Origin of the sequence: Paenibacillus sp. FSL W7-1279, from assembly GCF_037969845.1 — a bacterium.
GTDB lineage: Bacteria > Bacillota > Bacilli > Paenibacillales > Paenibacillaceae > Paenibacillus_AQ.
This window is the reverse complement of the sequence record NZ_CP150215.1, coordinates 6,080,490-6,103,398: the sequence shown is the minus strand read 5'-3', so window position 1 is coordinate 6,103,398 and position 22,909 is coordinate 6,080,490. Positions and strand designations below refer to the sequence as shown.

The window sequence follows — 22,909 nt, the reverse complement described above, 5'->3', positions numbered from 1 at the left end:
GTCCGTAAAATCGTTTAACGGATGTCGAATCCGGTTATAACCGGACTATTAAGGGAAATAATGCAAGGGGGATGTCGTTCGCCCTGGCGGCTTTTACACAACTTTGACAATTACGATATGGAAATGAAAGACGTGTGGTGATACAATAAGAGTCAAAATGATATTCTCAACATTCCTAACTGCTCTAATACCATGTGGATTGGGGCTGGAGGGACGTAAGAAGCCTTCATTTTCGAAGCTTACTATGGAAAAGATTTGAGGAGGACGAATCATGACAACTGAACATAACCAAACGATCGACAACCTGTCCATCGCAACGATCCGGACACTGGCGATCGACGCGATCGAAAAAGCCAACTCCGGTCATCCGGGCATGCCGATGGGGTCTGCACCTATGGGCTACCAACTGTTCGCGAAGACGATGAATCATAACCCGGACCAGCCGGCGTGGATTAACCGCGACCGTTTTGTCTTGTCTGCAGGCCATGGCTCCATGCTGCTCTACAGTCTGCTTCACCTGAGCGGGTATGACTTGTCCATTGAGGATCTCAAGCAGTTCCGTCAATGGGGAAGCAAAACCCCGGGTCACCCGGAATTCGGCCACACGGCCGGCGTAGATGCAACGACAGGTCCGCTTGGACAAGGCGTGGCTATGGCTGTAGGTATGGCAATGGCTGAAGCTCATTTGGGCGCGACTTACAATAAAGACGGCTTCAACGTAGTGGATCACTATACGTATGCGATTTGCGGCGACGGTGACATGATGGAGGGCGTGGCTTCCGAGGCAGCTTCCCTGGCAGGTCATTTGAAGCTTGGCAAATTGATCATGTTGTACGATTCCAATGATATCTCCCTTGACGGCGAGCTCAGCCTGGCATTCTCCGAGAACGTAGCGAAGCGCTTTGATGCTTATGGCTGGCAAGTGCTGCGCGTAGAAGACGGTAACGATTTGCCTGCGATTGAGAAGGCGATCGAGGAAGCGAAAGCCGATACGAACCGTCCGACGCTGATCGAAGTGAAGACCGTCATTGGTTACGGCAGCCCGAACAAACAAGGTAAAGGTGGCCATGGCGGTACGCACGGTTCTCCGCTTGGAGCTGATGAAGCGAAGCTGACCAAGGATTTTTACAATTGGGTATATGAAGAGGATTTCTATGTGCCTGAGGAAGTGCGCGAGCATTTCGGCAAAGTGAAAGAGCGCGGCATTGCAGCTTATCAAGCTTGGGTTGATCAATTTGCGAAATACAAAGAAGCTTATCCTGAGCTGGCGGCGCAATTCGAACGCGGTGAATCCGGCGAATTGGCTGAAGGATGGGACAAAGACCTTCCGAAATACAGCGCGGATGACAAAGCGGTTTCCACTCGCGTGGCTTCCGGTAAAGCGCTGAACGGGTTGACTGCAGGCGTACCGCAGCTGCTCGGCGGATCGGCTGACCTGGAAAGCTCCACGATGACACACTTGAACGACCTGGCCTCTTTCACAGCGAACAGCTACGAAGGCCGTAACGTGTATTATGGTGTTCGTGAATTCGCAATGGCCGGTGCCATGAACGGTATCGCTCTCCATGGCGGACTGAAGATTTTCGGCGGTACGTTCTTCGTATTTACGGATTATCTGCGTCCGGCTGTACGTCTGGCTGCGATCATGAAGCTGCCGGTTACGTATGTACTGACTCATGACAGCATCGCTGTCGGTGAAGACGGTCCTACGCATGAACCGATTGAACAATTGGCTTCCCTGCGCATCATTCCAGGCTTGACGGTGATCCGTCCTGCGGATGCTAACGAAACTTCCGCGGCATGGGCTTATGCGGTTGAGAACACAGACCGTCCGGTAGCGTTGGTGCTGACTCGTCAGAATCTTCCGATCCTTGCAGGCACGGCGGATCATGCACGCGAGGGCATCAAACGCGGAGCTTATGTTGTATCCGATGCGAAGGATGGCAACGTACAAGCTCAAATCATTGCAACGGGTTCCGAGGTTCAGCTTGCCGTTAAAGCGCAAGCAGCGTTGGCTGAAGAAGGAATCGCCGTACGCGTCATCAGCATGCCGAGCTGGGATCTGTTCGACAGCCAGGATCAGGCATACAAAGATTCCGTGCTGCTTCCTGACGTAAAAGCCCGTCTGGCTATTGAAATGGCTCATCCGTTCGGATGGGAGCGTTATGTCGGAGACAAAGGCGACATTCTGGGCATCAACACATTTGGCGCTTCGGCTCCTGGCGACCGCGTCATTGCCGAGTACGGATTTACCGTTGAGAACGTGGTTAGCCGCGTAAAAGGCTTGCTGTAATGCAAGCGGATCTAACTCCATATTGATTTTCCGGCACCCGCATCATGCGGGTGCCGTCCATATATCAAGCCATAACTATGTTGGAGGAGGAGAGTTTGTCCATGTCACAATTTAAGAATGCTACCGTTACAAAGGCAGCCAACGTGTACTATGAGGGAAAGGTAACCAGCCGTACGGTGCTGCTGGAGAATGGCGAGAAGGTAACGCTCGGCATCATGCTTCCGGGAAGCTATGAATTCGGAACGGATGGCCCTGAGATTATGGAAATTTTGTCGGGCGATTTGCGTGTCCTGCTGCCTGGAGAGCAGGAGTGGTTAGAGATTCAAGGGGCTGCAACCTTTAACGTTCCGGGCAATTCAAGCTTTAAGCTGGAAATCCGCACCGTGACGGATTATTGCTGTTCTTATCCAACCATGTAATAGATGAAATGTTGCATGTGATGTCGTGTCCGTAAATACACAACAAAAAGGCTCAAAGCCGTTGGCTTTGAACCCTTATTGTCAATGTCGGATATCAACGCATGCCGTTAACGTTGGTTGCTATAATGGACTTATTCCTCCGGGATCGTCACGATCTCGCCTTTATATCCGGGAGCCCGGTTATCAAGCTCTACGTATCCTTCGCTCCATTCCTGATTACGGTCGAGCAGTTTGTAGCTGGTGACGCCGGAAGGATAACGGAATGCGAATTCAGCTACAGTCCAGTTTCTGGCATCCGGCTGCTTACCGATCTCGGCTTGAACCGGGGGCAGGAAGAACAGCTTCTGATTCGCAGCCGCGTTGGCGGAGTAATCCAGCTTGCCTTGCCATTTCAAATATTTGACGCCGCCCTGGATTTCGTAATATTCGGCGATGTCGTTATCGACCAGGAAGAAGCGATTGGATTCGCCTTTTGGAAAATAATAATCCACGCCCTGCATTTCCACAGGGAGCATTTCCAGCTCAGGTTTCTGCAGTTGGGATGAATAAGGCAGCTTGGCAGCAGCATTCCTGGCGGTGGCCAGATCGGAGCTCTTTAAGTCAGCGAGCATAGCGGCATCTGCTTTATTGATATAAGCCGTCTTGAGAGAACCGTTCCAGTTGATGTCGGCATCAAAAGCTTGGGCTACGGCCCTCAGGGGAATCATGGTCTTGCCTTTATGGAGCAGCGGGGCTGCAGGCAGCGTCTTCTGAACTCCGTTCACTTCCATGCGGGTGCTTCCCGCCGTGAGAATCACCGTTCGGTGGTCACCCTGAATCGTCACCTGTTTCTTGCTGTTGTCGTACTTCATGACGTAGTTACCCAGAGGTTTGAGATCGGTTAGGGTAACAAAGGTGGAGCCCTGCTTGACCAGCACTTCGCCGCTCGCGGTAACATTGTTAATCGAAGTGGTAGGTTTGGCTGCGGCAGAAGCCGGTGATACAGCTGTTACTGAAGATAGTACAGTGGTTAATAGCGCAGCGGCTGTCACTGCTTTTAAACCTGTGGTCCATTTCATGTTGTATATTCCTCCCTTTGCATAGTAGACGAAATGAAATGCAAAAAGTTTCTTCTGGAGGGGAAAATCATGAATTTGACCAAAAAAATGGCTCCTTCCTCCTGGTCCGGATGATCCGAAAACCAGTATGAAAGGAGCCAGTGTAAGGCAAAGCATGGCTTAGCTGGTATTACTGCTGCTGTTCGCCGATTTTCTGGCCGATCCAGGCTTCATAACATTTCACGACAGCGGAAAGATCCTCTTCGCCATAACCTTCGCTGGCACCGGCTTGGAACAGGCTCTTGGCCAGATTCAGCATAGGGGAAGGCATTCCGATGCCATCGGTGAGTGAGGAGGCCAGCTTAAGGTCCTTGAGCATGAGCGCAAGCGAGAACTGATTGCTGAAGTCGCCCTCGATAATTTTGCGTCCCTTCAGCTCTGCCGCTTTGCTGCCGGCTGATCCCAACTGCACGAGCTCCAGGAAATTGTCAGCGGGAATGCCTGATTTCGCGGCGATGGCAAAGCCTTCGGCAAGCGCCAGATTGTTAATGCCCACGATGGTATTATGCGCAAGCTTCGCGACAGCGCCGCTTCCGTTAGGTCCCATGTGGATGACTTTTTTGCCCAGGGTGTCAAACACGTCTGCATGAGCTTCGATGACCGCGGCATCGCCGCCAACCATGAACACCAAGGTTCCATCCATCGCTGCAGGCTTGCTGCCGGTTACCGGGGCATCCAGGAAGGAAGCGCCCAGACCGGTTACGGCGGAAGCGATTTCCTTGACAAGGCTCTCGGAGATCGTGCTGCAGTCAATGACGGTCATCCCGCTCGTCAGGGAGCCAAGCAGGCCATTCTCACCATAGAATACATCCCGGATGGATTGGTCGTTGCTTACCATTGTAATAACAAGATCTTGTCCTTCAGCCGCTTCACGAGGCGTCTCCGCAATGGAGGCTCCCTGTTCGGCGAGCGGACGGCATTTTTCGTGGGTGCGGTTATACACGGTCACATCGTAATCCTGCTTCAGCAGATTGGAGGCCATGGGAGCGCCCATGGTGCCCAGTCCGATAAACCCGATTTTTTTCATAGCTATATCACCTTCGATTATGGATTCCTGATCCACTCTATCTTAGCATGGGTCCCTGAAACGAAGCCAGCGTTTGTGAGGAATGGAAGCGCAAGGGAGATCCTCGCATGAAGAATAGATGACAGTTGGCCCGCGAAACTTGCGGTCTTTATTAAATTAAAGTATCCTATTTCTAAATTCACAGGAGGTTTAAAAGGCATGTCTAAAAAAATCAAGTTTGATTACAGTAAAGCACTGACTTTTGTCAATCAGCACGAAGTTGATTATTTCGCTGAGCCGATCCGCACAGCTCATGAACAGTTACATAACGGTACGGGAGCCGGCTCCGATTATCTGGGCTGGATCGACCTGCCGACGCAGTATGATAAAGAAGAATTCTCGCGCATCCAGAAAGCGGCTGCCAAAATCCAAAGCGATTCGGACGTCCTGATCGTTATCGGAATCGGAGGCTCCTACCTCGGGGCGCGCGCGGCCATCGAAATGCTCTCGCACTCGTTCTATAATGAGCTGTCGAAGGACCAGCGCAAGACACCGGAAATCTATTTTGCGGGTAACAACATCAGCTCCACTTATGTGACCCATCTGCTTCAATTGATTGAAGGCAAGGACTTCTCCGTCAACGTCATCTCCAAATCCGGAACAACGACAGAGCCGGCTATCGCATTCCGTATTTTCCGTGCGGAATTGGAGAAGAAATACGGCAAGGAAGAAGCTCGCAAACGCATTTACGCTACGACGGATCAAGCGAAGGGCGCCCTTAAGAAGCTGGCTACCGAGGAAGGCTACGAGTCCTTTATCATCCCTGACGATGTAGGCGGACGTTATTCCGTGCTGACAGCGGTCGGTCTGCTTCCGATTGCTACGGCAGGCATCAACATTGAAGAAATGATGCAAGGCGCGGCTGACGCATCCAAGGAATACAGCAGCCCGAACGTAGCCGAGAACGAAGCTTACCAATATGCGGCGGTTCGTAACGCGCTTTACCGCAAAGGCAAAGGCATCGAGATCCTCGTGAACTACGAGCCTTCACTGCATTTTGTATCGGAATGGTGGAAGCAGCTTTACGGCGAGAGTGAAGGCAAGGATTACAAGGGGATTTACCCGGCATCCGTCGATTTCTCTACCGATCTGCACTCCATGGGTCAATTTATCCAGGAAGGCAGCCGCAACATCTTCGAAACGGTCATTCAGGTGGAGAACGTATCCGAGCATATTACGATCGAATCGGATCCGGACGATCTGGACGGCTTGAACTTCCTGACCGGGAAAACATTGGATTTTGTTAACAAAAAGGCCTTCCAAGGCACGATGCTGGCCCATACAGACGGACAAGTTCCGAATTTGATTGTGACAATTCCAGATTTCACTCCCTATTCGTTCGGATATCTGGTATACTTTTTCGAAAAGGCCTGCGGTATCAGCGGCTATCTGTTGGGTGTCAACCCGTTTGACCAACCGGGCGTAGAGGCGTACAAGAAAAATATGTTCGCACTGCTCGGCAAACCTGGGTATGAGAAAGAGAAGGCCGAATTGGAAGCTAGACTTTCCGAATAACCTGACACTTTCATTGGATTAGACGTAAGACGCTGAAGGAAGCAGTCCGCTGGCATATCATTGCCGTGGACTGCTTTCTTGGCAATATAGAGGTGGTTGTAGTTTCATGCTGGATCGTTACAAAACGGTACGTCAGGCGGGCTCCAAAGAGATCGTCATCAAGAAATCGCGTTTCATCGGGCATGTGATGCCGGTTGAAACCGAAGAGGAAGCCGTCGCTTTTATTGAAGAGATCAAGAAAAAACATTGGAATGCTACCCATAACTGTTCCGCTTATATGATCGGCGAGCGGGATGAGATTCAGAAGCAATCGGACGACGGGGAACCGAGCGGAACGGCTGGTAAGCCAATTCTCGAGGTGATCCGCAATCAGGGGCGGAAGAATGTAGCCATTGTGGTCACGCGTTATTTTGGCGGCATTATGCTGGGTGCGGGCGGATTGATCCGGGCGTACACCGACGGAGCCGTGGCTGCGATGGAGTCAGGCGATCCGATTACAAGGGTTCTTCATCGGGAGATTTTCGTGGAGCTGGATTATACCTGGCTGGGTAAAGTGGAGAACGAGCTACGCAACCGAGGCGTTCGTATGGGAGAGACAAACTTTGCCGACACGGTGACCTTGACCTGCTTGCCGCTCGATAGTGATGCGGAGAGCTTTATGTCTTGGATGGTGGATTTGACACAGGGGCAGTCCCTGATCACAGAGGGAGAGCGGCTTTATTTTATTGAAGGGGAATAAAATAATATGGCAAGAAGAGCAGTCGAACGCGAGTTGTCGAGAGAGCGGATACTGGAAGCAGCCAGGCATTTGTTCATAACCAAAGGATACAGGGCCATATCGATGCGAAGCATCGGGCAGCATCTGGGTTATAGCCACGGCTCCCTGTATTATCATTTTAAGGAAAAGGCGGAGCTTTTCTACGCCATTGTCATGAAGGACTTTAATGATCTAAGTGATTTGCTGTTGGAAGTCTCGGGAAAGCCTCCCTGTGACGGGGTATCGAAGCTGGAGCAGCTGATGCTGGAATTCGTTCGTTTCGGTCTGGATAATCCTTACCAGTACGAAATCATGTTCATGATTCGGGACGAAGAGCTGCTGTCCTACTGTCGCTCTGAGCAGGGACGCTGTTTTGAAATGTTTGCTATGCTGGTCCGTCAGTATTTGCTTGAGGAGAATTACAGTGAGGAAGAACGGCGAACCGTTCCGTTGACTTTGTTTTTGTCGCTGCATGGATTTATATCGTATTATATTCAGGACAGAATTGGTTTTGATGAGATTAAACCAGCCGCTCTTACCCATATCAAAGTGTTATGCCGGAGTTTGTACAGCAGGGTCTGATGTTTAAATACGGTCAAAACGTGCAGCTTGATGCTTCAATCCGTTACAACGATCTAGCGTTGAAACGTCAATCACTTAATGAATAAAACACAGACAGGTCCACGCCCCCTAGCATGTGCCTGTCTGCTTTTTGTGCTGTTATACATACGCTGGCGTCAACATAACATCTTATTTGAGGGATCATCCTTCCATGATCTTCACATGATATTGGCGCTGCCTCGGTCCGTCGAATTCGCAGAAATAAATGCCCTGCCAACGTCCAAGGAGCAGGTGCCCGTTCTGAATGATCACGGTCTGGGAAGGGCCGCAGGTGATCGATTTGAGGTGGGAAGCGGTGTTGCCCTCCGCATGGCGATACTTGGGATGATTCCAAGGATAGACCTCATCGAACGACATCAGGACGTCCCGTTTCACATCGGGATCCGCATTCTCATTGATGGCAATCCCCGCCGTCGTATGCGGACAATAGATCAGTGCCGTTCCCTGCTGGACCCCGCTTTGTTTCACGTAGGAGTGGATCTCCCTTGTAATATCTCTCATCTCATCGCGACCTTGCGTTTCCAATTCACCGGTATACAGCATGTAGAATACCTCCTCATTTTTTGCCATTTCTTTTATTTTACCCGATAAAGTGCAAAAGATGGATTGACGATGGGATTCCGCTTTTGGTAAAGTATGTGTAAAGAAAACCAAGTATACAAATAGGAAATATAAAGATGGTTTGTGAAAGTGTCGACCGGAATGCCATCCGGAGGCGGGAGGGATACGAGATGACAACATGGATTCGTCATAAAGGTTGGACTTGGGGGTTTCGAAGTACCGTACTGCTTTATTTTCTTGCCTTGATCGTACTGCCGATCTTTGGGGTATATGTGCAATCATTTTCTGCAGGATGGAGTCATTTTACGGAGAGCATTATGGATCCGATCGCGTGGAAGGCTGTGCTGCTTACCGTCAAGCTGGGCGTCATCTCTACTTTCATTAACGTGCTTATCGGAACGATGATTGCATGGGTGCTTATACGATATAAGTTTCCGGGAAGGACGCTGCTGAACAGTCTGGTCGACCTGCCCTTTGCACTGCCGACAGCCGTTGGCGGTCTGATGATATTACTGCTGCTGGGCCCCGGGAGCTTTCTCGGTGGTTTGGCAGAGAAATTGGGTTTTGAAATTGTATTCCACCAGCCCGCGATTGTGATAGCGATGATGTTTGTTACGTTTCCGTTTGTCATCCGTGCGGTTCAGCCGCTGCTGGAGGAGCTCGACCCGCTCGAAGAAGAAGCTGCATATACGATGGGAGCTTCCAGGGCGAGAACTTTTTTTAAAGTCATCCTCCCGTCGATGCTGCCCGGGATTATCAGCGGAGGAATGCTGGCATTCTCAAGGGCATTAGCCGAATTCGGGGCCGTTGTCTTGGTGGCCGGCAACATTCCGGGAAGAACACTGATTGCCTCGGTTTTTATTTTTGGTGAGGTCGAGAGCGATAATCCTGCTGGAGCGGCTGCGGTATCTATTCTGCTCCTTACCCTCTCTTTTATCATCCTCTGGGTGATCAATGCCGTACAGCAGAGGGGGAGACGAGTTTGAGACGTCTGTGGATCGGACTTACGTACGCCGTATTTATTATTCTGTTAATCATCCCCCTGTCCCGAATTGCGATCGGTGCGTTTGATAAAGGGCTGAGCGGGTTTGCCGAAGGTTTGTTCAGGCCGGAAGCCTTGCATGCCCTGATGATGACGGGGCTTATAGTGGTATTCGTTACGTTCTTCAATGCGTTGTTTGGCATCATGATGGCGTTGTACCTGGTACGGGCGAATTGGCTGAGCCGAAAGATCAAGGGCATTCTGAACAGCATTGTCGATTTGCCCTATGCGGTATCGCCGGTCATTGGCGGTTTGATGATTGTACTGCTGCTCGGACCCGACAGCATCATCGGCGGTTTTTTTGAAGGGATCGGGTTTAAAGTGGTATATGCTTTCCCGGGTATGGTAATCGCCACACTGTTCGTCACGTTTCCGCTCATGGTTCGTGAGGTCATGCCTGTATTGCAGGAAATTGGAAATGATCAGGAACAGGCGGCAGCGACGCTGGGGGCTTACGAATGGACAACGTTCCGAAAGGTAACATGGCCTTCCATCCGGTGGGCTGTCGTATATGGCCTGGTACTCACGGTGGCCCGTTCATTGGGCGAGTTTGGTGCGGTGCTGGTGGTGTCCGGTAATATCATGAATAAAACTCAGACGGCGACAACGTTAGTATATCAGGATGTGGAGAATTTTAACGTGGCTGCGGCGAATGGCGTCGCATTGGTATTGGCTGCCTTCTCGGTAGGACTCTTGCTGTTGATGGAATGGGCTAAAAAAAGAAAGGATGTGCATTGATATGCATGTGGAGGTTCGCGATCTGAACAAGCATTTTGGTACGTTTCATGCCGTCAAGGATGTCAGCTTCGAGATTGAGAAGGGACATCTGATTGGACTTCTGGGGCCCAGCGGAGGCGGCAAAACCTCCATCCTGCGCATGCTGGCCGGGCTTGAGAATCCGGACTCCGGGCAAATCTCCTTTCATGGCCAAGTGGTTAATGATCTGCCGCCGCAGGAGCGCGGAATTGGTTTTGTATTCCAGAATTATGCCTTGTTTAAGCATATGACCGTGTTTGATAACATCGCTTTCGGCTTGAAGGTAAAGAAGACTCCCAAGGGGATAATCAGGGACCGGGTAATGGAATTGGTGGAGCTGACCGGCTTAAAAGGTTTTGAGAGCCGCTATCCGCACCAGTTATCGGGCGGACAGCGTCAGCGTGTAGCCTTTGCCAGAGCGCTGGCACCTGAACCGCAGCTGCTCTTATTGGATGAACCGTTTGCTGCCATCGATGCGAAGATCCGCCAGGAGCTTCGCTCCTGGCTTCGCGAGCTGATCGAGCGGGTCGGCATTACGTCGATTTTTGTTACGCATGACCAGGATGAGGCAATTGAAGTCGCGGATGAAATTATGATTATTAATCAGGGGCGCGTGGAGCAGAAGGGAACGCCTTGGGATATTTACAAGGAGCCGAAGACGCCGTTTGTCGCTTCATTCATAGGCGAGTCCACCGTGATTTCGAGCGCGGGCGAGCTGAAGGGATTTGAGGCAGCGGCTAACAAGAATGCGACGCGTGCTCTGATTCGTCCGGAGTATATCGAGATTGGCAGCAAGCATGATTTCAGCGTGTTGTCTGCAACGGAGACGGGGATCGTCCGTCATCTGCATTTCCGTGGCAGCGAATGGCTGGTGGAGGTGGAGGTTAAGGGACATAAGCTGATCACCTACCGTTCACTGGAGAAGGAAACGCTGTATCCGGGTCAAGAGGTCCGGGTCCTCGTTCACCGGGCTTATCTCTTTAATGAAGAGCACAGCTGGATCGAGGAAAATCGACTGAAGGTCGACCCGATGCCAATTATGATCTGATGGTTCTAAATATCCGAAGGGAAGTGGATTCATTCATGCGGATCTTAAATATGAAACGCACCTCATTCCTGCTGGTTGGCATGGCGCTTCTCTTCAGTTTTTTTATGGCAGGATGCGCCAGTGATTCGCCGGATCGCGAAGAAGTGATGTCCCGAGCGGGAGAGAGAACGATCGTTCTGGGCGCGTACAGCGTGGCCAGAGATGCCCTGTCCGAGATCATCCCTGCTTTTCAAGCGCAGTGGAAGGAGCAGACGGGAGAAACCATTCGGTTTCAGGAATCCTACGAGGCTTCCGGAACACAAGCTCGTGCCATCACGGGCGGATTTGAGGCCGACGTAACGCTGCTTGCCATGGAAGGGGATGTCGACAAGCTGGTTCGGGAAGGGCTTGTGGACCCGGAATGGAAATCTCAGCCGTATAACGGCATGGTGACACGATCGATTGTCGTTCTCGGCACGCGCGAGGGAAATCCGAAAGGAATACGGGATTTTGACGATCTGACCCGATCGGACGTCAAGGTGCTGTATCCGAATCCGAAGACCTCGGGCGGCGCTCAGTGGGACATTAACGCGATCTACGGCGCGGGGCTGAAACAATCGGAAGAGAACGGAAAGCGTGATCCTGCCGAAGCGAAAGCCTTCCTTGAAGCGGTTCACCGCAATGTGGAATCGCTCGATAAAAGCGGGCGGGCTTCCATGGCGGCTTTTGAATACGGGGTCGGCGACGTGATCGTCACGTATGAGAACGAGCTGCTCGCCCGGATTGCCCAAGGCGTCCAATATGATATCGTTGTGCCGCAGCACACGATGCTGATCGAGAATCCGGCGGCAGTCGTCGAGCGTTTCGCTGAAAAACACGGCACGCTGGATGTATCGGCAGCTTTCGTAGAGTACTTGCGCACGCCGGAGGCGCAGAGCATATTCGTGAAGTATGGGTTCCGTCCAGTTGAAGAATCGGTGTATGAACAGACGAAGGATCAGTTTTCCAACCCGCCGGGGTTATTCGATATCGAGTATCTGGGTGGATGGGATCAGGTGCGCGAGACGCTGTATTCCAAGCGCGGAGTCTGGTATCAGGTGCTGGCCGGTCTATGATGCTCGCGGCAAACGGGAGCGATTGAGGGTTCATGAGGGTCAGTCGCGTGTTGAGCTGCGTTTCGTACATGGTCCGTCGATCAAAAAAGACAAAAAAGCGAGCCGTCCAGGATCTCCTGGCCGGCTCTTATTTGTATATATAGAACATTAAGCAATGATCTGAATAACGCCTCATGTACTGGAAGTTTTCCATGTAAACGGATGGTGCCATACAATCCTTGCCCTACACGCTCATTTTCCGCGCTTCCCATTCTTCGCGCAGAATGCCCATGCGAATGGAATCGTAGTAAACGCCCTCGTAATATCTGCACTTTCGCATACGGCCTTCGAGCTGCATGCCAACCTTCTCCGCGCAGCGCATCATTCTCGGATTGCCGGACCAGGTGGTGATGCCGACACGAGCGATGGTGAGATTTTGAAACAGACATTCCACCCACAGCGACAGCGCTTCCGTGCCGTATCCGCCGCTCCAATGGCTCGGATCGTAAATCAGGATGCCCGCTTCCAGCCAGCGTGAGGGTTCATGCTCCCAATAGAACGTGACGATGCCAATCGTCTTTCCCTCTGCTTCGATGAGCAAATCACTCGGAAATTGATCGGTTTCGAAGTCGGCGTTCCACTGCGTTTCAAATATTTCGTAGGAAATCTGCTTGAGCGGGAAATAAGGAGCGTCGTATTTTTTCCATTCCGGATTCTTCGTGCCATAGATCAGATTATATAAAACCTGGGTATCCTCGGGTTTCCTGGATCTTAGCGTCACTTTGCTGCCTTCAAGGCGAATTTTTTGCATATGTAGAAATTCCTTTCGCTCTGTATTCTGTACATGCTTAAGTACGGTCCGGGTTCTCTACATTGTAACGGTGAACAAGTTGGTTGCCAACTAAATTTGGATAAATGATCCTTTATATGAAACATTAGGTGACGCCATTCCGTCAATAGCAGATAGACAAAGAATCTGAGATTGAAGGGGGACAAGGTTATGCGAAAGAGGATGGTACTCTCTGGCCTATGTTTACTTATGGGGCTTACCGCTTGCGCTCAGGGCGGCGAGATCCAGTCAGGGGAACCGCACGCGATTGTAGATAAGCTTAAGCAGCCCAAAGTGAAGGAATTGTCGGCTGAGGAACGTAAAGAGGTGTTGAGCAAGATTAATACCGGCATGGTGGAAGCACAGAATGATTTTGGCTTACGATTGCATCAGGCGTTATCGAATAACCCGGAGTACAGAAGTGATAATCTGATTATTTCTCCGTACAGCGTTACGCAAGCTTTGGCACTGGCCTATAACGGGACAGCGGGCGGTACGGCCGCCGAGATGTCCGGCGTACTTGGATGGAAGGACATGAATGTGGCTGATATCAACGATGGGAACCGCCAGCTGCGATCATTGCTGGAGAACGGGGGAGGCGTCGTGCTGAATGTGGCCAATTCCGTTTGGCACCAGCCAGGCCTTGAGATGAAGAAGACGTATTTGCAGGCCGTTAAGGATAGCTATCGTGCTGAAGTTAAGGAGGCCGACTTGTTGCATGCCGATGCAATGGATGCCATAAATCGGTGGGTGAACGACAAGACGAGCGGCATGATTCCTTCGATATATGATAAGCCCCCGGGCGGCGTTGCGGTTCTGATCAATGCCATTTATTTTAACGGCGGGTGGATGGATGAATTTGATCCGGCGAATACCGTGGATGAAGAATTCACGCTTTCTGACGGCACCACTCAAAAAATTCCGATGATGAAGCGGGAAGGACGATACAGTTACAAAGAAGGGGAGTCCTGGCAGGCGATCCGCATTCCTTATGGAGATGGCCGCATGCATATGCTGGTCATCTTGCCGAAGGAATCCTCATCCATGGATGAGCTGCAGCAGCAGCTGTGGAAGGATGCGTCCGTCTGGAAAGGTGATTTCCCGCATGAGACCATCCAGCTTGGGCTGCCCAAATTCAAGGTGGAACAGACCTTCGAGCTCCCGAATGCGCTTCAAAGTTTGGGGATGATTCAGGCATTCGACAGCGATGCAGCTGATTTTAGCGCCATGGCAGCCGATGGAGAGAAATTTTGGATTGATAAGATAAAACACAAAACCGTAGTTGATGTCAGCGAAAAGGGAACAGAGGCTGCTGCAATTACAGCAGTCGGGATCGAGACAACTGCTGCTCTGACCTCCCAGCCGATCGTCATGAATGTTGACCGCCCTTTTTTTTTTGCCATTGAAGATCGGGACACCGGCACATGGTTATTTATGGGGTCTGTTTTGAAACCTTAGCATATACTATACCAACATGCGCCTGCCATAATTTTCACCCAAAAATAGGCAACTTTGTTATAATGGTCGAATAAGACTAAAATGTATAACAAAGGGAGAATAGGATGTGCCTATGACCATACCGAAGCCGAATTTATTCATAGGTTCTTCCAGAGAGGCCATCAAGTATGCAAGGGCGATCCACGAACAGCTCAAACGGTCCGCCCAAGTGACACCTTGGTACGGCGGAACGTTCGGGGCGAACCTGTATACGATGGAAGCTTTGGAGAAGCAGCTGGCGTCCAGTGATTTTGGTGTGTTCGTCTTTTCTCCGGATGATGTGGCACTCATTCGAGGCAAACATGTATTTGTTACCCGCGACAACACGCTGTTCGAGATGGGGCTGTATTGGGGAAGGCTCGGGCGGCGAAGGGTGTACTGCATTATCCCGGATCAGGTGGAGGCAGACAGCAGTTCCGTTCAAGACGTGATCGTTAAGGATTATCATCTACTCTCCGACCTGCAGGGCTTAACGCTGCTCGAATATGAACTGCGAAGCGATGACGATTACAAATCAGCCGTCGATGTCGCTTGCGGGCATATACTGAGCGCGATCGAAACCGAAGGGTTCTACAACAATCCGAGCACCGTGATTGAACAGAAGGATGCGGAGCTGAGGCGCAAGCAAAGCGTGCTGCATTTTTTCTGGGAATATAACCGAAATGTGCATGTGAGTGATGAAGCGGAAAAATATCATGCACTGAGTGAAGCTGTCCGAAATTCCTTGCTCCCGCCGGCTGCAGGGGATTTCAGGGTGACCGGGGCCGCCTTCTGGGGCCGAAGAGATGAAGGCATTGCCCAAATTGCGGGTAATGTAGGTAGAGGACGGTATTTCCCGTTCGATGGGAGTAAGGAACATTCGCCAAGTAACCAGTCGATTTACGTGATAGATGTCTATAATAGTGGAAAATGGGCATTTTATCACGAAGAGGAAGTTGCGCAGGTGTATGTGTTCTGCTATCCTTTAGGTGTAAATCATGTATTGTCCGTGCATTTTACGGGACATGAGATTCTTACGGATGAAGATCTCGCGGAGGTTGTAGAACAGAATCGTGAGCTGCTTCGTACCATCAGGCATTTAGTTGGAGGGGATTCGTCGTGAGCAGGAATGAGAAGAAGAGAACGTCAGGTCATCCGCAGGGGTCCGCCAATGGCAGCAGCTGGGTGGTTCGGGGACCCGTACCGATGATGAGTACGCTGAAATCCCGGAAGCGCTCGGTTAGACGCCCAAGCAAGAACAGTGTATATGTTGGTCCTTCTGTGGAAGGTGTAGATAAGAAATACGTCAAGGTCATCAGCGGAGCTGTTGACGATAATAAGCCCTCATTTGCTTAATGAATTGCTATGATACCGTTTAAGACGAAAGACCGTTCGGGATGATCCGGGCGGTCTTTGTTTTTTCTTCGTGCGCTTATACAATATAGGGACAAGGTTTACGCAAACAAGAACAAATCTATAAACACAAATGGGGGATGTCGTGTGAGCGGGGATACATTGACTTTTTTGGGAACGGGAGATGCCATGGGCGTTCCGCGGGTATATTGCGATTGTGAGGTATGCACGGAAGCCCGGAATACGGGGATCAATCGGCGTTTGCGCTCTGCCGTTATGGTAGAGTGCGATGAAACGTCCTTCATGATCGACTGCGGCCCGGATTGGCGCTCCATGATGGAGGAGCTGGGAAAGCGGAAGATGAGCGATATGCTGATTACGCACGCCCATTTTGATCATATCGGCGGCCTGCCGGAATGGAGCGATGCCTGCAGATGGCAGAGGGAAAAGGGACGGTTATACGCCCCTGCCGAGGTGCTGGAGCAAATTGTCCGCCAGTATCCATGGCTTCCGCGACAGATGGAGATGACGCCAGTCGATGATGGCTTTTCACTGGGCGGCTGGGAGATTTCCTGCTGGAAGGTAAACCATGGACAGAACGGATATTCTTATGCATATCGGTTTCAGAAGGACGGGTACGTCTGGGTATACAATTCCGACTCGATTAATCTGAGCCCTGCGGAAAAGGAACCGCTGAATGGCGTGGATTTGCTGGTCCTCGGAACCAGCTTTGTTCATGAAACCGCCAAATTTGAGACGCGCTCCGTCTATGACATGAAGGAAGCGGCAGAGCTGCTCGCCGAGGTGAAGCCTCGCCAAACGGTGTATACCCATATGTCTCATGACGTCGACGTTCGGAAGGAGCTGCCTCTTCCGGAGGAAGTCCGCGTGGCGAGGACAGGGATGACCGTGAGTCTAAGCAAGTGAAAAAAATATGATGGACTCGATACGGATGCATACAGCGCCGATTACAATGCAACCTGGGCTAAAGATGTGAACTTGGCTAGATAGGCACTGGGAGAGATCCAAAAGACAGCTAATAACATTATCCGCGAGAGTAACCGGTGGGATGTTGACACGGCGAAGCTACCCGAAAGGGGGTGACGCTGTGTCACTTGATCTTTTGGTGAAGATTCTGGATGTGCTACTAAAAGTGGTTGGTATTTTTGCTGGCCTGAAGACTTTGCATGGTAGCGGAAAACAGAAGAAAATACGTAAAGACAAGAAAAACCACCGGCGATAGGTTGGCTCCCTAACCGGTGGTTTTTCATTTCGTATGAATCTCTCGCCGTGGGTAGCCCACTGGCCTTTGTTAAAAGTCACGATGTATCGAGCATCGTGACTTTTATTATTTTACGCTTCCTATATATTGATTATACCACAATAGAAACAATCCGGAACAGCCGTTTCATGAGTCAATATTGATTTATCAACAATTCGAGGACTATTTGAATAATGAAAGAAAGCGAGATGCAGCGGAACCAATTCGCAGCCCAGTGAGATGCCATACACAGGTTTGAAGGCCCCGCTCTCTTACACAGACCTGGCCATGCCGTATCGATCAGGGTACAGCAGCTTGAAGCCGGCATGTTGGTACAGCTTGATTCCGGGCACGTCAGTGATGACGGTGACTTCGGCTCCGCTTGGCGCTATTTTTGCCAGCCGGGAGAGCAGCTCGGACACGATCATCTCTTCAACCCCTTGATCAAGGTGGGAGGCCGCAACCATAATATCCACCAGTTGAAAATAGAAAGCGCCATCGCCTACGACCCTTCCCATCCCGATCAGCCGGTCATTGTCGTCTCTGGCCAGAAGGGACAGCACGCTGCGGTTTAGCGCTGTTGCTATGGCCGAAATCTCAACCTCAGGCAGCCCTGCAACTGCTTTTAGATCCATGTATTCTTGATTCTGTGGAAACTCCTCGGTTATGTGCACGTTCATCATAATCAGCCTCCCGCGGTTAATAATAAGTTCATCTTGCCTCTACACCACTCAATATACAACATTGATGCAAGTGAGAAGATGTCCTGCAGCGGATCCAACCATGTCGAGGATGTTATCCAACAAATCTTCTCATTGCACTTTAATGTTTTAATTTAAGGTTTGCCAATGGCTTGCGATTCTGGTAAAGTAGGTTCTCAATCGTGATTGGGGAGGGAACGGCATGCATTACTACAAGCCGAAAGATATCGCCAAAGAGCTGCAAATCAGCACGAGTGCTTTAAGGCATTATGAATCTTGGGGAGTGGTACCCCCTCCTGCCCGGAACGAGAAGGGCTACCGTTTATACACGCAAATGCATATGGCTTACTTCCGTTGTCTGCGCGCCATGTTTCCGGGCTTTGGTTACGCGGTTACTTATGATGTGATTCGCCACATTCAGAAGAGGGAGATGGATGAAGCCCTCTGGCTCGTGAATGGGGAGCAGGTCAAACTGTTGCAGGAAAAAAACATTGCGGACGAAACGCTTGCCTTGCTCGAGAATCCCGAACTTAACATCATCAAGGATAAAAAGCTCAAACCCCATATGACAATCGGCGAGGTCGCCGAACTGACCAACGTGGAATCGTCCGCCATCCGTCACTGGGAGAAGGAAGGCTTGATCACCCCGGATCGAAACCCCGAGAATGGATATCGGCTGTATACCCCGTCGCAAGTCAGGCAGATTTTGCTGATCCGCTCGCTCAGGCGGACCGTATATTACTTGGAGAGTATCAAGGAGATTATTCAGGCCGTGGAGCATCAGAGCATTGAACAGGCCCAAAAAATGGTTCGCGAAGCGTTGTCCGTCATCCATCAACGGAATCTGCAGCAATACAACGGCATTCATAAATTGATGGAGCTGTGCATGGAGGTTGGCCTGCTGGAGTTCAACGATGCGGCGCTTCTGAAGCCGATTCTAACGTTTAACCCGGATCGGGAATGACGGACAAGCCGCGAAGGCTCTGCGCCGTCCCTCGTGACCTGTTAGGGAACGCACTGGCTGCGTTTTTTAAAGGACATGAACAAGCCCCCATGGATATCATGGAGGCTTAATTGCGCAGATTTATTTGTTCCGGATATTAAGCTTGGTTGAGCACGAATTTATCAATGACATGTTTCACGCCGTCTTCGTTATTCCCAAGCGTAACGTAATCGGCAATTGCCTTAAGCGGCTCGATCGCATTGCCCATAGCGACGCCAAGACCGGCGGCTTCCAGCATCTCGTGATCGTTCCAGGAATCGCCGACAGCGATGGTTTCCTTAAGATCGCAGCCGAAATGATCGGCAAGGAAGGTGAGCGCATGTCCCTTCGTGCCTTCCTTATGCATGAACTCCAGAAAATGCGGTTTGGATTTGGTAATGTGCATGTCATCGCCCAGCAGCTCACGGAATACAGGGATCAGTTCATCCAGATAGTCCGGATCGTCAATGATGAGCATTTTCGGGGTCGGTTTCTGAACCATTTTCATAAAATCAGGCTCGATGTAATACGGCGTCCGGTTCAGGGCACAGTAATCGATCAGCTTCTGATTCTCTTCACGGGCATACAGCTTGTCATCGATGTAGGTTTGCAGATGGAGATTGTGCTCTACGCAGTATTCATACAGCTTCACGGCTGCATCGACGGGTACAAAGCGTTCGTAGAGAACCTTCTCGTCGAGCAGATTTTTAATCAGGGCGCCCTGGTAGGTGATAATGGGAACGTTGAGTCCGGTTTGACGGGCAATAGCTTGAGCGGACGCATAGGCACGCCCGGTTGCCAGTGTCACAACGACACCGTGGGCTACGGCTTGCTCAAGCGCCTGCTGGACGCCGGGGGTTACTTCCTTATCGTCATTGATCAAGGTATCGTCAATGTCGATGGCCATCAATTTGTAAGTTGTCATGGGTATCTCTCCTTTTGTTTCTGTCTCTGTCTTTAACTCTATTGTACCTTCTGTGGCGCAGACTTCAATTCCGCAATCATCATTCCTGCCAAAATGCATAGACAACCGATGCCGCCGATGAGCGTAAGCCGCTCTCCCGCGAACAGGATTCCGGTCAGCGCGGCGAATACCGGCTCCGTTGCATAGATGATGGCCACCCTGGACGGCGTCGTATATTTTTGACAGACGGTTTGGATCCAGAAGGCGAATGCGCTGGTAGGTCCGATGGATACAGCCAGCGCCCACAGCACGTTCGGCTGGGTCAGCTTCCCCATCAGGTTGGTCACATTGCCGACATGCTCGGTTAGCGCAGATGCCGCTAAGCTCAATATCCCCACGACAGCCATCTGGAGCGCCGCCAGCAGCAAAGCAGGGTATCTCCCGGCATAAACGCCCGTGTAACCGATATGGAGCGCAAAACCGATGGCGCAAACGAGCACCAGCAAATCCCCTTTATTCAGGCTCATGCCGGATCCGGTGAAGGTAAGCAGATACAGCCCTGCCACCGCAAGCAAGGCGCTGATCCAGGTGAATTTGGAGATGGAGTGCCTTAGCAGAGCATAGGATATGAAAGGGACCAGCACGACGGACAAGCCGGTAATAAAGCCTGTATTGGACGTGGTGGTGTACAGAAGGCCCGCGGTTTGAAAGGCGTACCCTATAAATAAAAAAAGACCCAGCAGGCAAGCATGCAGCAGCATTTTGCCGGTTATTAGCTTCCACTGGCTCCGGTAAAAGAGGGTGATGATCCATGCAAGGAGCAGGGCCGCTCCCAGAAAGCGGACTGAATTGAAAGCCATCGGCGGGAACACGCGGACCGCATGCTGAACGATGAGGAACGTAGATCCCCACATCATGGCCACCAGAAGCAGGCTGAGATCGGCAATTCGTGAGCGATTCACTCGGTAGTCATCCTTTCTTGAAGATGTGAAACTCCTGATGAGATTCCCGTGCATTCGTCCCCGGTCGTAACCTTGGGCAAGTGATCAAATTGTATCCCATATCAGAGAATCGGACAACCATTTTTGGCCTAACCCAAGTGGGAGGGGTAGACAAAAAGAGGATGATTTTGCTATACTAATGAACCGAACGTACATTCTCATGACCCTGGGCTATCGGAGGTGAAGGTCGGCAAGCGATCCATCGATCCCATAGTCAGCATTGAGCTTAGAAAGGAAGATTGTCATCATGATGGGCAGAGCTCATTTGATTATTAGCACAGGGGTCACGTTATCCGTCATGGGCATGAGCGGAGTGCCTGTCACATTGCCGGCTGCCGCAGTGGCTTTGGTTAGCGCGCTGCTTCCCGATATTGACGAGCCCAACTCTCTGCTGGTGCGCAAAGCGATTCCTTCCGGGTTGCTGCGAATCCTTCAGCTGGCCATGATCGGCGCAGCCATCTTTGTTGTCTTCTACGGCAAGGAGTATGCCCCTTGGAACATCGCCCTGGCCGGACTGATCGGGGTGGTTTCGTACCTGCCAAGCCGGACCTTGCGCCATATCGTCATGTTCCTGATCGGCCTCGGACTGATATCATTTGGGCAGGGCTTCAGCCCGTGGAACACGATCGCAGGCAGCGTGCTTATTGCAGGCTCCTTGGTGACCCACCGGGGGTTAACCCATACCGTCTATGCCGCTGCCGGATGGACGGGCCTGCTGTATTTCGCGTCGCAGGGCAAGATCGGCGGGGAAAGCCTATGGTTTGCCGGCGGTTTATCCTACTCCATTCATTTGCTTGCAGATGCATTGACCAATCGCGGAATCCGCCCGCTTCCTCCGTTCAAATGGAGAATTAAACTGAAAATCATGAGCACAGGAAGCAAATGGGGACGCACGGTAGAGAATGCCTGCATTGTGTTAACGCTGGTCCTCGTTTGGTATGTGTTTATGGCCTCCTCTTGATCCGAGGTATACCTGTTTGAAATGAAAAAGCCTCCCACCCTTGTGCATGTTGCATACGGGCGGGAGGCTTATTTAATACGAGCCGGCTCTATTCCTCAAGGAAAATCAAGCCGATCAGATCGTCGAGCTCAAGGTTGCCGAAGTAAAACTTGACGTCGATGCCGGATAACGCGGTGCGCACCGCTGTTTCTTCATACCGTTTGCCGCGGAGCAGGTTCTCGATATCAGCGACATCGCCGACGCCGAAGAAGTCGCCGTAAATCTTGATCTCTCCGATATGTCCTTCACGGATGTCCATTCGGATATCGATAATGCCCACCGGGAACTTCTTGGCATGCTTCACATTGCTTTCCGGGGATAGCCCATAGTTCCAATCCCAGTTCTGGTAGCGTTCCTTCGAGATCTGGTTGATCATCTCCCAGTCCTTCTCTTGAAGGACATATTGCGGTACTTGATCCGGTTCCATACCGAAAATCGAGCGAAGCAGCTCGGCGCGGAACTGTTCAATCGTCATATCCGTGCCAAGCAGCTCCTTGATGTTCGCCACGCGGCTGCGGACAGATTTGGTGCTCTTGGATTTGAATTTTTCCGGATTGGCATTCAGCGAGGCTTGGACATCATCAAGGTTCAGGTCAAACATGAGCGTGCCGTGGCTGAACATGCGTCCCCGCGTCGAAAACTGCGCGTTCCCCGAAATTTTCTTCTCGCCGACCTGCAGGTCATTCCGGCCGCTAAGCTCGGCGGGCACGCCCATCTTTTGCAGGAAGTCGATAACCGGCTGCGTGAACTTCAGGAAGTTGTGGAAGGACTGTCCGTCATCCTTCGTAATGAAGCTGAAATTCAGGTTGCCGAGATCATGGTATACGGCTCCGCCCCCGGACAGCCGGCGCACAACCTGAATGTTGTTGTCACGAACGTATTCCTGGTTGATCTCTTCGATCGTATTCTGATGCTTTCCGATAATAATGGAAGGCTTGTTGATATAAAAAAGAAGGTAGCTCTCGTCCATGGACAAGTGCTTCAAGGCATATTCTTCAATCGCTAGGTTAATGGAAGGATCGTGGATCCCCTGATTATCGATAAATAGCATAGTATCCTCCGTCGTCACAAATCAAAATGTGGTGCTTCCAGACTATTGTAAACCAATTTTAAGGCAGAGACAAAGCATTCCATGTTGACGAGGCAGGGACGGT

General features: G+C 51.1%; 24 protein-coding genes. 16 read left to right on the top strand and 8 right to left on the bottom strand.

Translation table 11 applies throughout. The features are described 5' to 3' along the window. Positions 1-271: 271 nt before the first annotated feature. Both tkt and MKY82_RS27585 read left to right on the top strand, forming a co-directional pair. Positions 272-2,293 carry a transketolase gene (tkt, locus tag MKY82_RS27590; RefSeq protein ID WP_339294803.1) on the top strand — a complete coding sequence of 674 codons (2,022 nt, stop codon included), beginning with the start codon at positions 272-274 and terminating at the stop codon, positions 2,291-2,293. A gap of 101 nt (positions 2,294-2,394) precedes the next feature. After that, a complete protein-coding gene (locus tag MKY82_RS27585; protein WP_194544389.1) occupies positions 2,395-2,712 on the top strand; it encodes a pyrimidine/purine nucleoside phosphorylase in 318 nt (105 codons plus the stop codon). Positions 2,713-2,843: 131 nt separating this feature from the next. Here the strand turns inward: MKY82_RS27585 and MKY82_RS27580 are convergent, their stop codons facing one another. Next, positions 2,844-3,770, bottom strand: a complete 927-nt coding sequence (locus tag MKY82_RS27580; protein WP_339294802.1) for a copper amine oxidase N-terminal domain-containing protein — start codon at positions 3,768-3,770, stop codon at positions 2,844-2,846. Positions 3,771-3,939: 169 nt separating this feature from the next. Then, on the bottom strand, positions 3,940-4,836 hold the full coding sequence (locus MKY82_RS27575; RefSeq protein ID WP_194544387.1) for an NAD(P)-dependent oxidoreductase: 897 nt from the start codon (positions 4,834-4,836) through the stop codon (positions 3,940-3,942). Positions 4,837-5,034: 198 nt separating this feature from the next. Between MKY82_RS27575 and MKY82_RS27570 the strand changes: the two genes are divergently transcribed. From MKY82_RS27570 to MKY82_RS27560, 3 genes are all read left to right on the top strand, one after another. Beyond that, positions 5,035-6,390: a glucose-6-phosphate isomerase gene (locus MKY82_RS27570; protein ID WP_194544386.1), complete on the top strand. Its 1,356-nt coding sequence runs from the start codon at positions 5,035-5,037 to the stop codon at positions 6,388-6,390. Between the two features lie 106 nt (positions 6,391-6,496). Beyond that, positions 6,497-7,129, top strand: coding sequence for a YigZ family protein (locus MKY82_RS27565; RefSeq protein WP_339294801.1), 633 nt, complete (start codon positions 6,497-6,499; stop codon positions 7,127-7,129). 6 nt (positions 7,130-7,135) lie between these two features. Further along, a complete protein-coding gene (locus tag MKY82_RS27560; protein ID WP_113061516.1) occupies positions 7,136-7,729 on the top strand; it encodes a TetR/AcrR family transcriptional regulator in 594 nt (197 codons plus the stop codon). 180 nt (positions 7,730-7,909) lie between these two features. On the opposite strand, the gene MKY82_RS27555 is transcribed toward MKY82_RS27560, so the two are convergent. Then, entirely contained in the window at positions 7,910-8,311 is a 402-nt protein-coding gene (locus MKY82_RS27555; protein ID WP_339294800.1) for a secondary thiamine-phosphate synthase enzyme YjbQ, read from the bottom strand. Between the two features lie 188 nt (positions 8,312-8,499). On the opposite strand from MKY82_RS27555, the gene cysT reads away from it, so the two are divergent. The 4 genes from cysT to MKY82_RS27535 are packed head-to-tail and all read left to right on the top strand — an operon-like array spanning position 8,500 to position 12,269. Then, complete coding sequence (gene cysT, locus MKY82_RS27550; protein ID WP_113061514.1) at positions 8,500-9,315, top strand: sulfate ABC transporter permease subunit CysT; 816 nt, start codon at positions 8,500-8,502, stop codon at positions 9,313-9,315. Beyond that, entirely contained in the window at positions 9,312-10,109 is a 798-nt protein-coding gene (locus MKY82_RS27545) for a sulfate ABC transporter permease subunit (RefSeq protein ID WP_071222618.1), read from the top strand. The genes cysT and MKY82_RS27545 overlap by 4 nt, the downstream gene beginning before the upstream one ends. A gap of 1 nt (position 10,110) precedes the next feature. Next, entirely contained in the window at positions 10,111-11,175 is a 1,065-nt protein-coding gene (gene cysA, locus MKY82_RS27540) for a sulfate ABC transporter ATP-binding protein (RefSeq protein ID WP_339294799.1), read from the top strand. 35 nt (positions 11,176-11,210) lie between these two features. Next, complete coding sequence (locus MKY82_RS27535) at positions 11,211-12,269, top strand: sulfate ABC transporter substrate-binding protein (protein WP_339294798.1); 1,059 nt, start codon at positions 11,211-11,213, stop codon at positions 12,267-12,269. Positions 12,270-12,492: 223 nt separating this feature from the next. On the opposite strand, the gene MKY82_RS27530 is transcribed toward MKY82_RS27535, so the two are convergent. Further along, the gene (locus MKY82_RS27530; protein ID WP_339294797.1) at positions 12,493-13,059 is read right to left on the bottom strand and encodes a GNAT family protein; all 567 of its coding nucleotides are present in this window, start codon (positions 13,057-13,059) and stop codon (positions 12,493-12,495) included. Between the two features lie 189 nt (positions 13,060-13,248). Between MKY82_RS27530 and MKY82_RS27525 the strand changes: the two genes are divergently transcribed. The 5 genes from MKY82_RS27525 (at position 13,249) to MKY82_RS27505 (ending at position 17,149) form a co-directional block, all read left to right on the top strand. Beyond that, a complete protein-coding gene (locus tag MKY82_RS27525; protein ID WP_339294796.1) occupies positions 13,249-14,535 on the top strand; it encodes a serpin family protein in 1,287 nt (428 codons plus the stop codon). Between the two features lie 112 nt (positions 14,536-14,647). Further along, positions 14,648-15,676, top strand: coding sequence for a TIR domain-containing protein (locus MKY82_RS27520; RefSeq protein ID WP_339296724.1), 1,029 nt, complete (start codon positions 14,648-14,650; stop codon positions 15,674-15,676). Continuing rightward, positions 15,673-15,909, top strand: coding sequence for a hypothetical protein (locus tag MKY82_RS27515; protein WP_071222624.1), 237 nt, complete (start codon positions 15,673-15,675; stop codon positions 15,907-15,909). The genes MKY82_RS27520 and MKY82_RS27515 overlap by 4 nt, the downstream gene beginning before the upstream one ends. 144 nt (positions 15,910-16,053) lie before the next feature. Then, positions 16,054-16,833 (top strand): MBL fold metallo-hydrolase, encoded by a 780-nt coding sequence (locus MKY82_RS27510; protein WP_339294795.1) that lies wholly within the window; start codon positions 16,054-16,056, stop codon positions 16,831-16,833. 181 nt (positions 16,834-17,014) lie between these two features. Continuing rightward, positions 17,015-17,149: a hypothetical protein gene (locus MKY82_RS27505; RefSeq protein WP_339294794.1), complete on the top strand. Its 135-nt coding sequence runs from the start codon at positions 17,015-17,017 to the stop codon at positions 17,147-17,149. A 290-nt stretch (positions 17,150-17,439) separates the two neighbouring features. On the opposite strand, the gene MKY82_RS27500 is transcribed toward MKY82_RS27505, so the two are convergent. Continuing rightward, positions 17,440-17,850 carry a GNAT family N-acetyltransferase gene (locus MKY82_RS27500; RefSeq protein ID WP_339294793.1) on the bottom strand — a complete coding sequence of 137 codons (411 nt, stop codon included), beginning with the start codon at positions 17,848-17,850 and terminating at the stop codon, positions 17,440-17,442. Positions 17,851-18,070: 220 nt separating this feature from the next. On the opposite strand from MKY82_RS27500, the gene MKY82_RS27495 reads away from it, so the two are divergent. Continuing rightward, on the top strand, positions 18,071-18,832 hold the full coding sequence (locus tag MKY82_RS27495) for a TioE family transcriptional regulator (RefSeq protein ID WP_071222627.1): 762 nt from the start codon (positions 18,071-18,073) through the stop codon (positions 18,830-18,832). Positions 18,833-18,968: 136 nt separating this feature from the next. On the opposite strand, the gene MKY82_RS27490 is transcribed toward MKY82_RS27495, so the two are convergent. Together MKY82_RS27490 and MKY82_RS27485 are read right to left on the bottom strand one after the other, a co-directional pair. Beyond that, a complete protein-coding gene (locus tag MKY82_RS27490; RefSeq protein WP_339294792.1) occupies positions 18,969-19,775 on the bottom strand; it encodes a Cof-type HAD-IIB family hydrolase in 807 nt (268 codons plus the stop codon). Positions 19,776-19,813: 38 nt separating this feature from the next. Then, the gene (locus tag MKY82_RS27485) at positions 19,814-20,716 is read right to left on the bottom strand and encodes a DMT family transporter (protein WP_339294791.1); all 903 of its coding nucleotides are present in this window, start codon (positions 20,714-20,716) and stop codon (positions 19,814-19,816) included. Positions 20,717-21,002: 286 nt separating this feature from the next. Here MKY82_RS27485 and MKY82_RS27480 point away from each other — a divergent pair, with 286 nt between their 5' ends. Then, the gene (locus MKY82_RS27480) at positions 21,003-21,716 is read left to right on the top strand and encodes a metal-dependent hydrolase (protein WP_071222630.1); all 714 of its coding nucleotides are present in this window, start codon (positions 21,003-21,005) and stop codon (positions 21,714-21,716) included. An 88-nt stretch (positions 21,717-21,804) separates the two neighbouring features. Here MKY82_RS27480 and MKY82_RS27475 read toward each other — a convergent pair whose 3' ends face one another. Further along, the gene (locus MKY82_RS27475; protein ID WP_194544376.1) at positions 21,805-22,806 is read right to left on the bottom strand and encodes a lipoate--protein ligase; all 1,002 of its coding nucleotides are present in this window, start codon (positions 22,804-22,806) and stop codon (positions 21,805-21,807) included. Between the last annotated feature and the right edge of the window lie 103 nt (positions 22,807-22,909).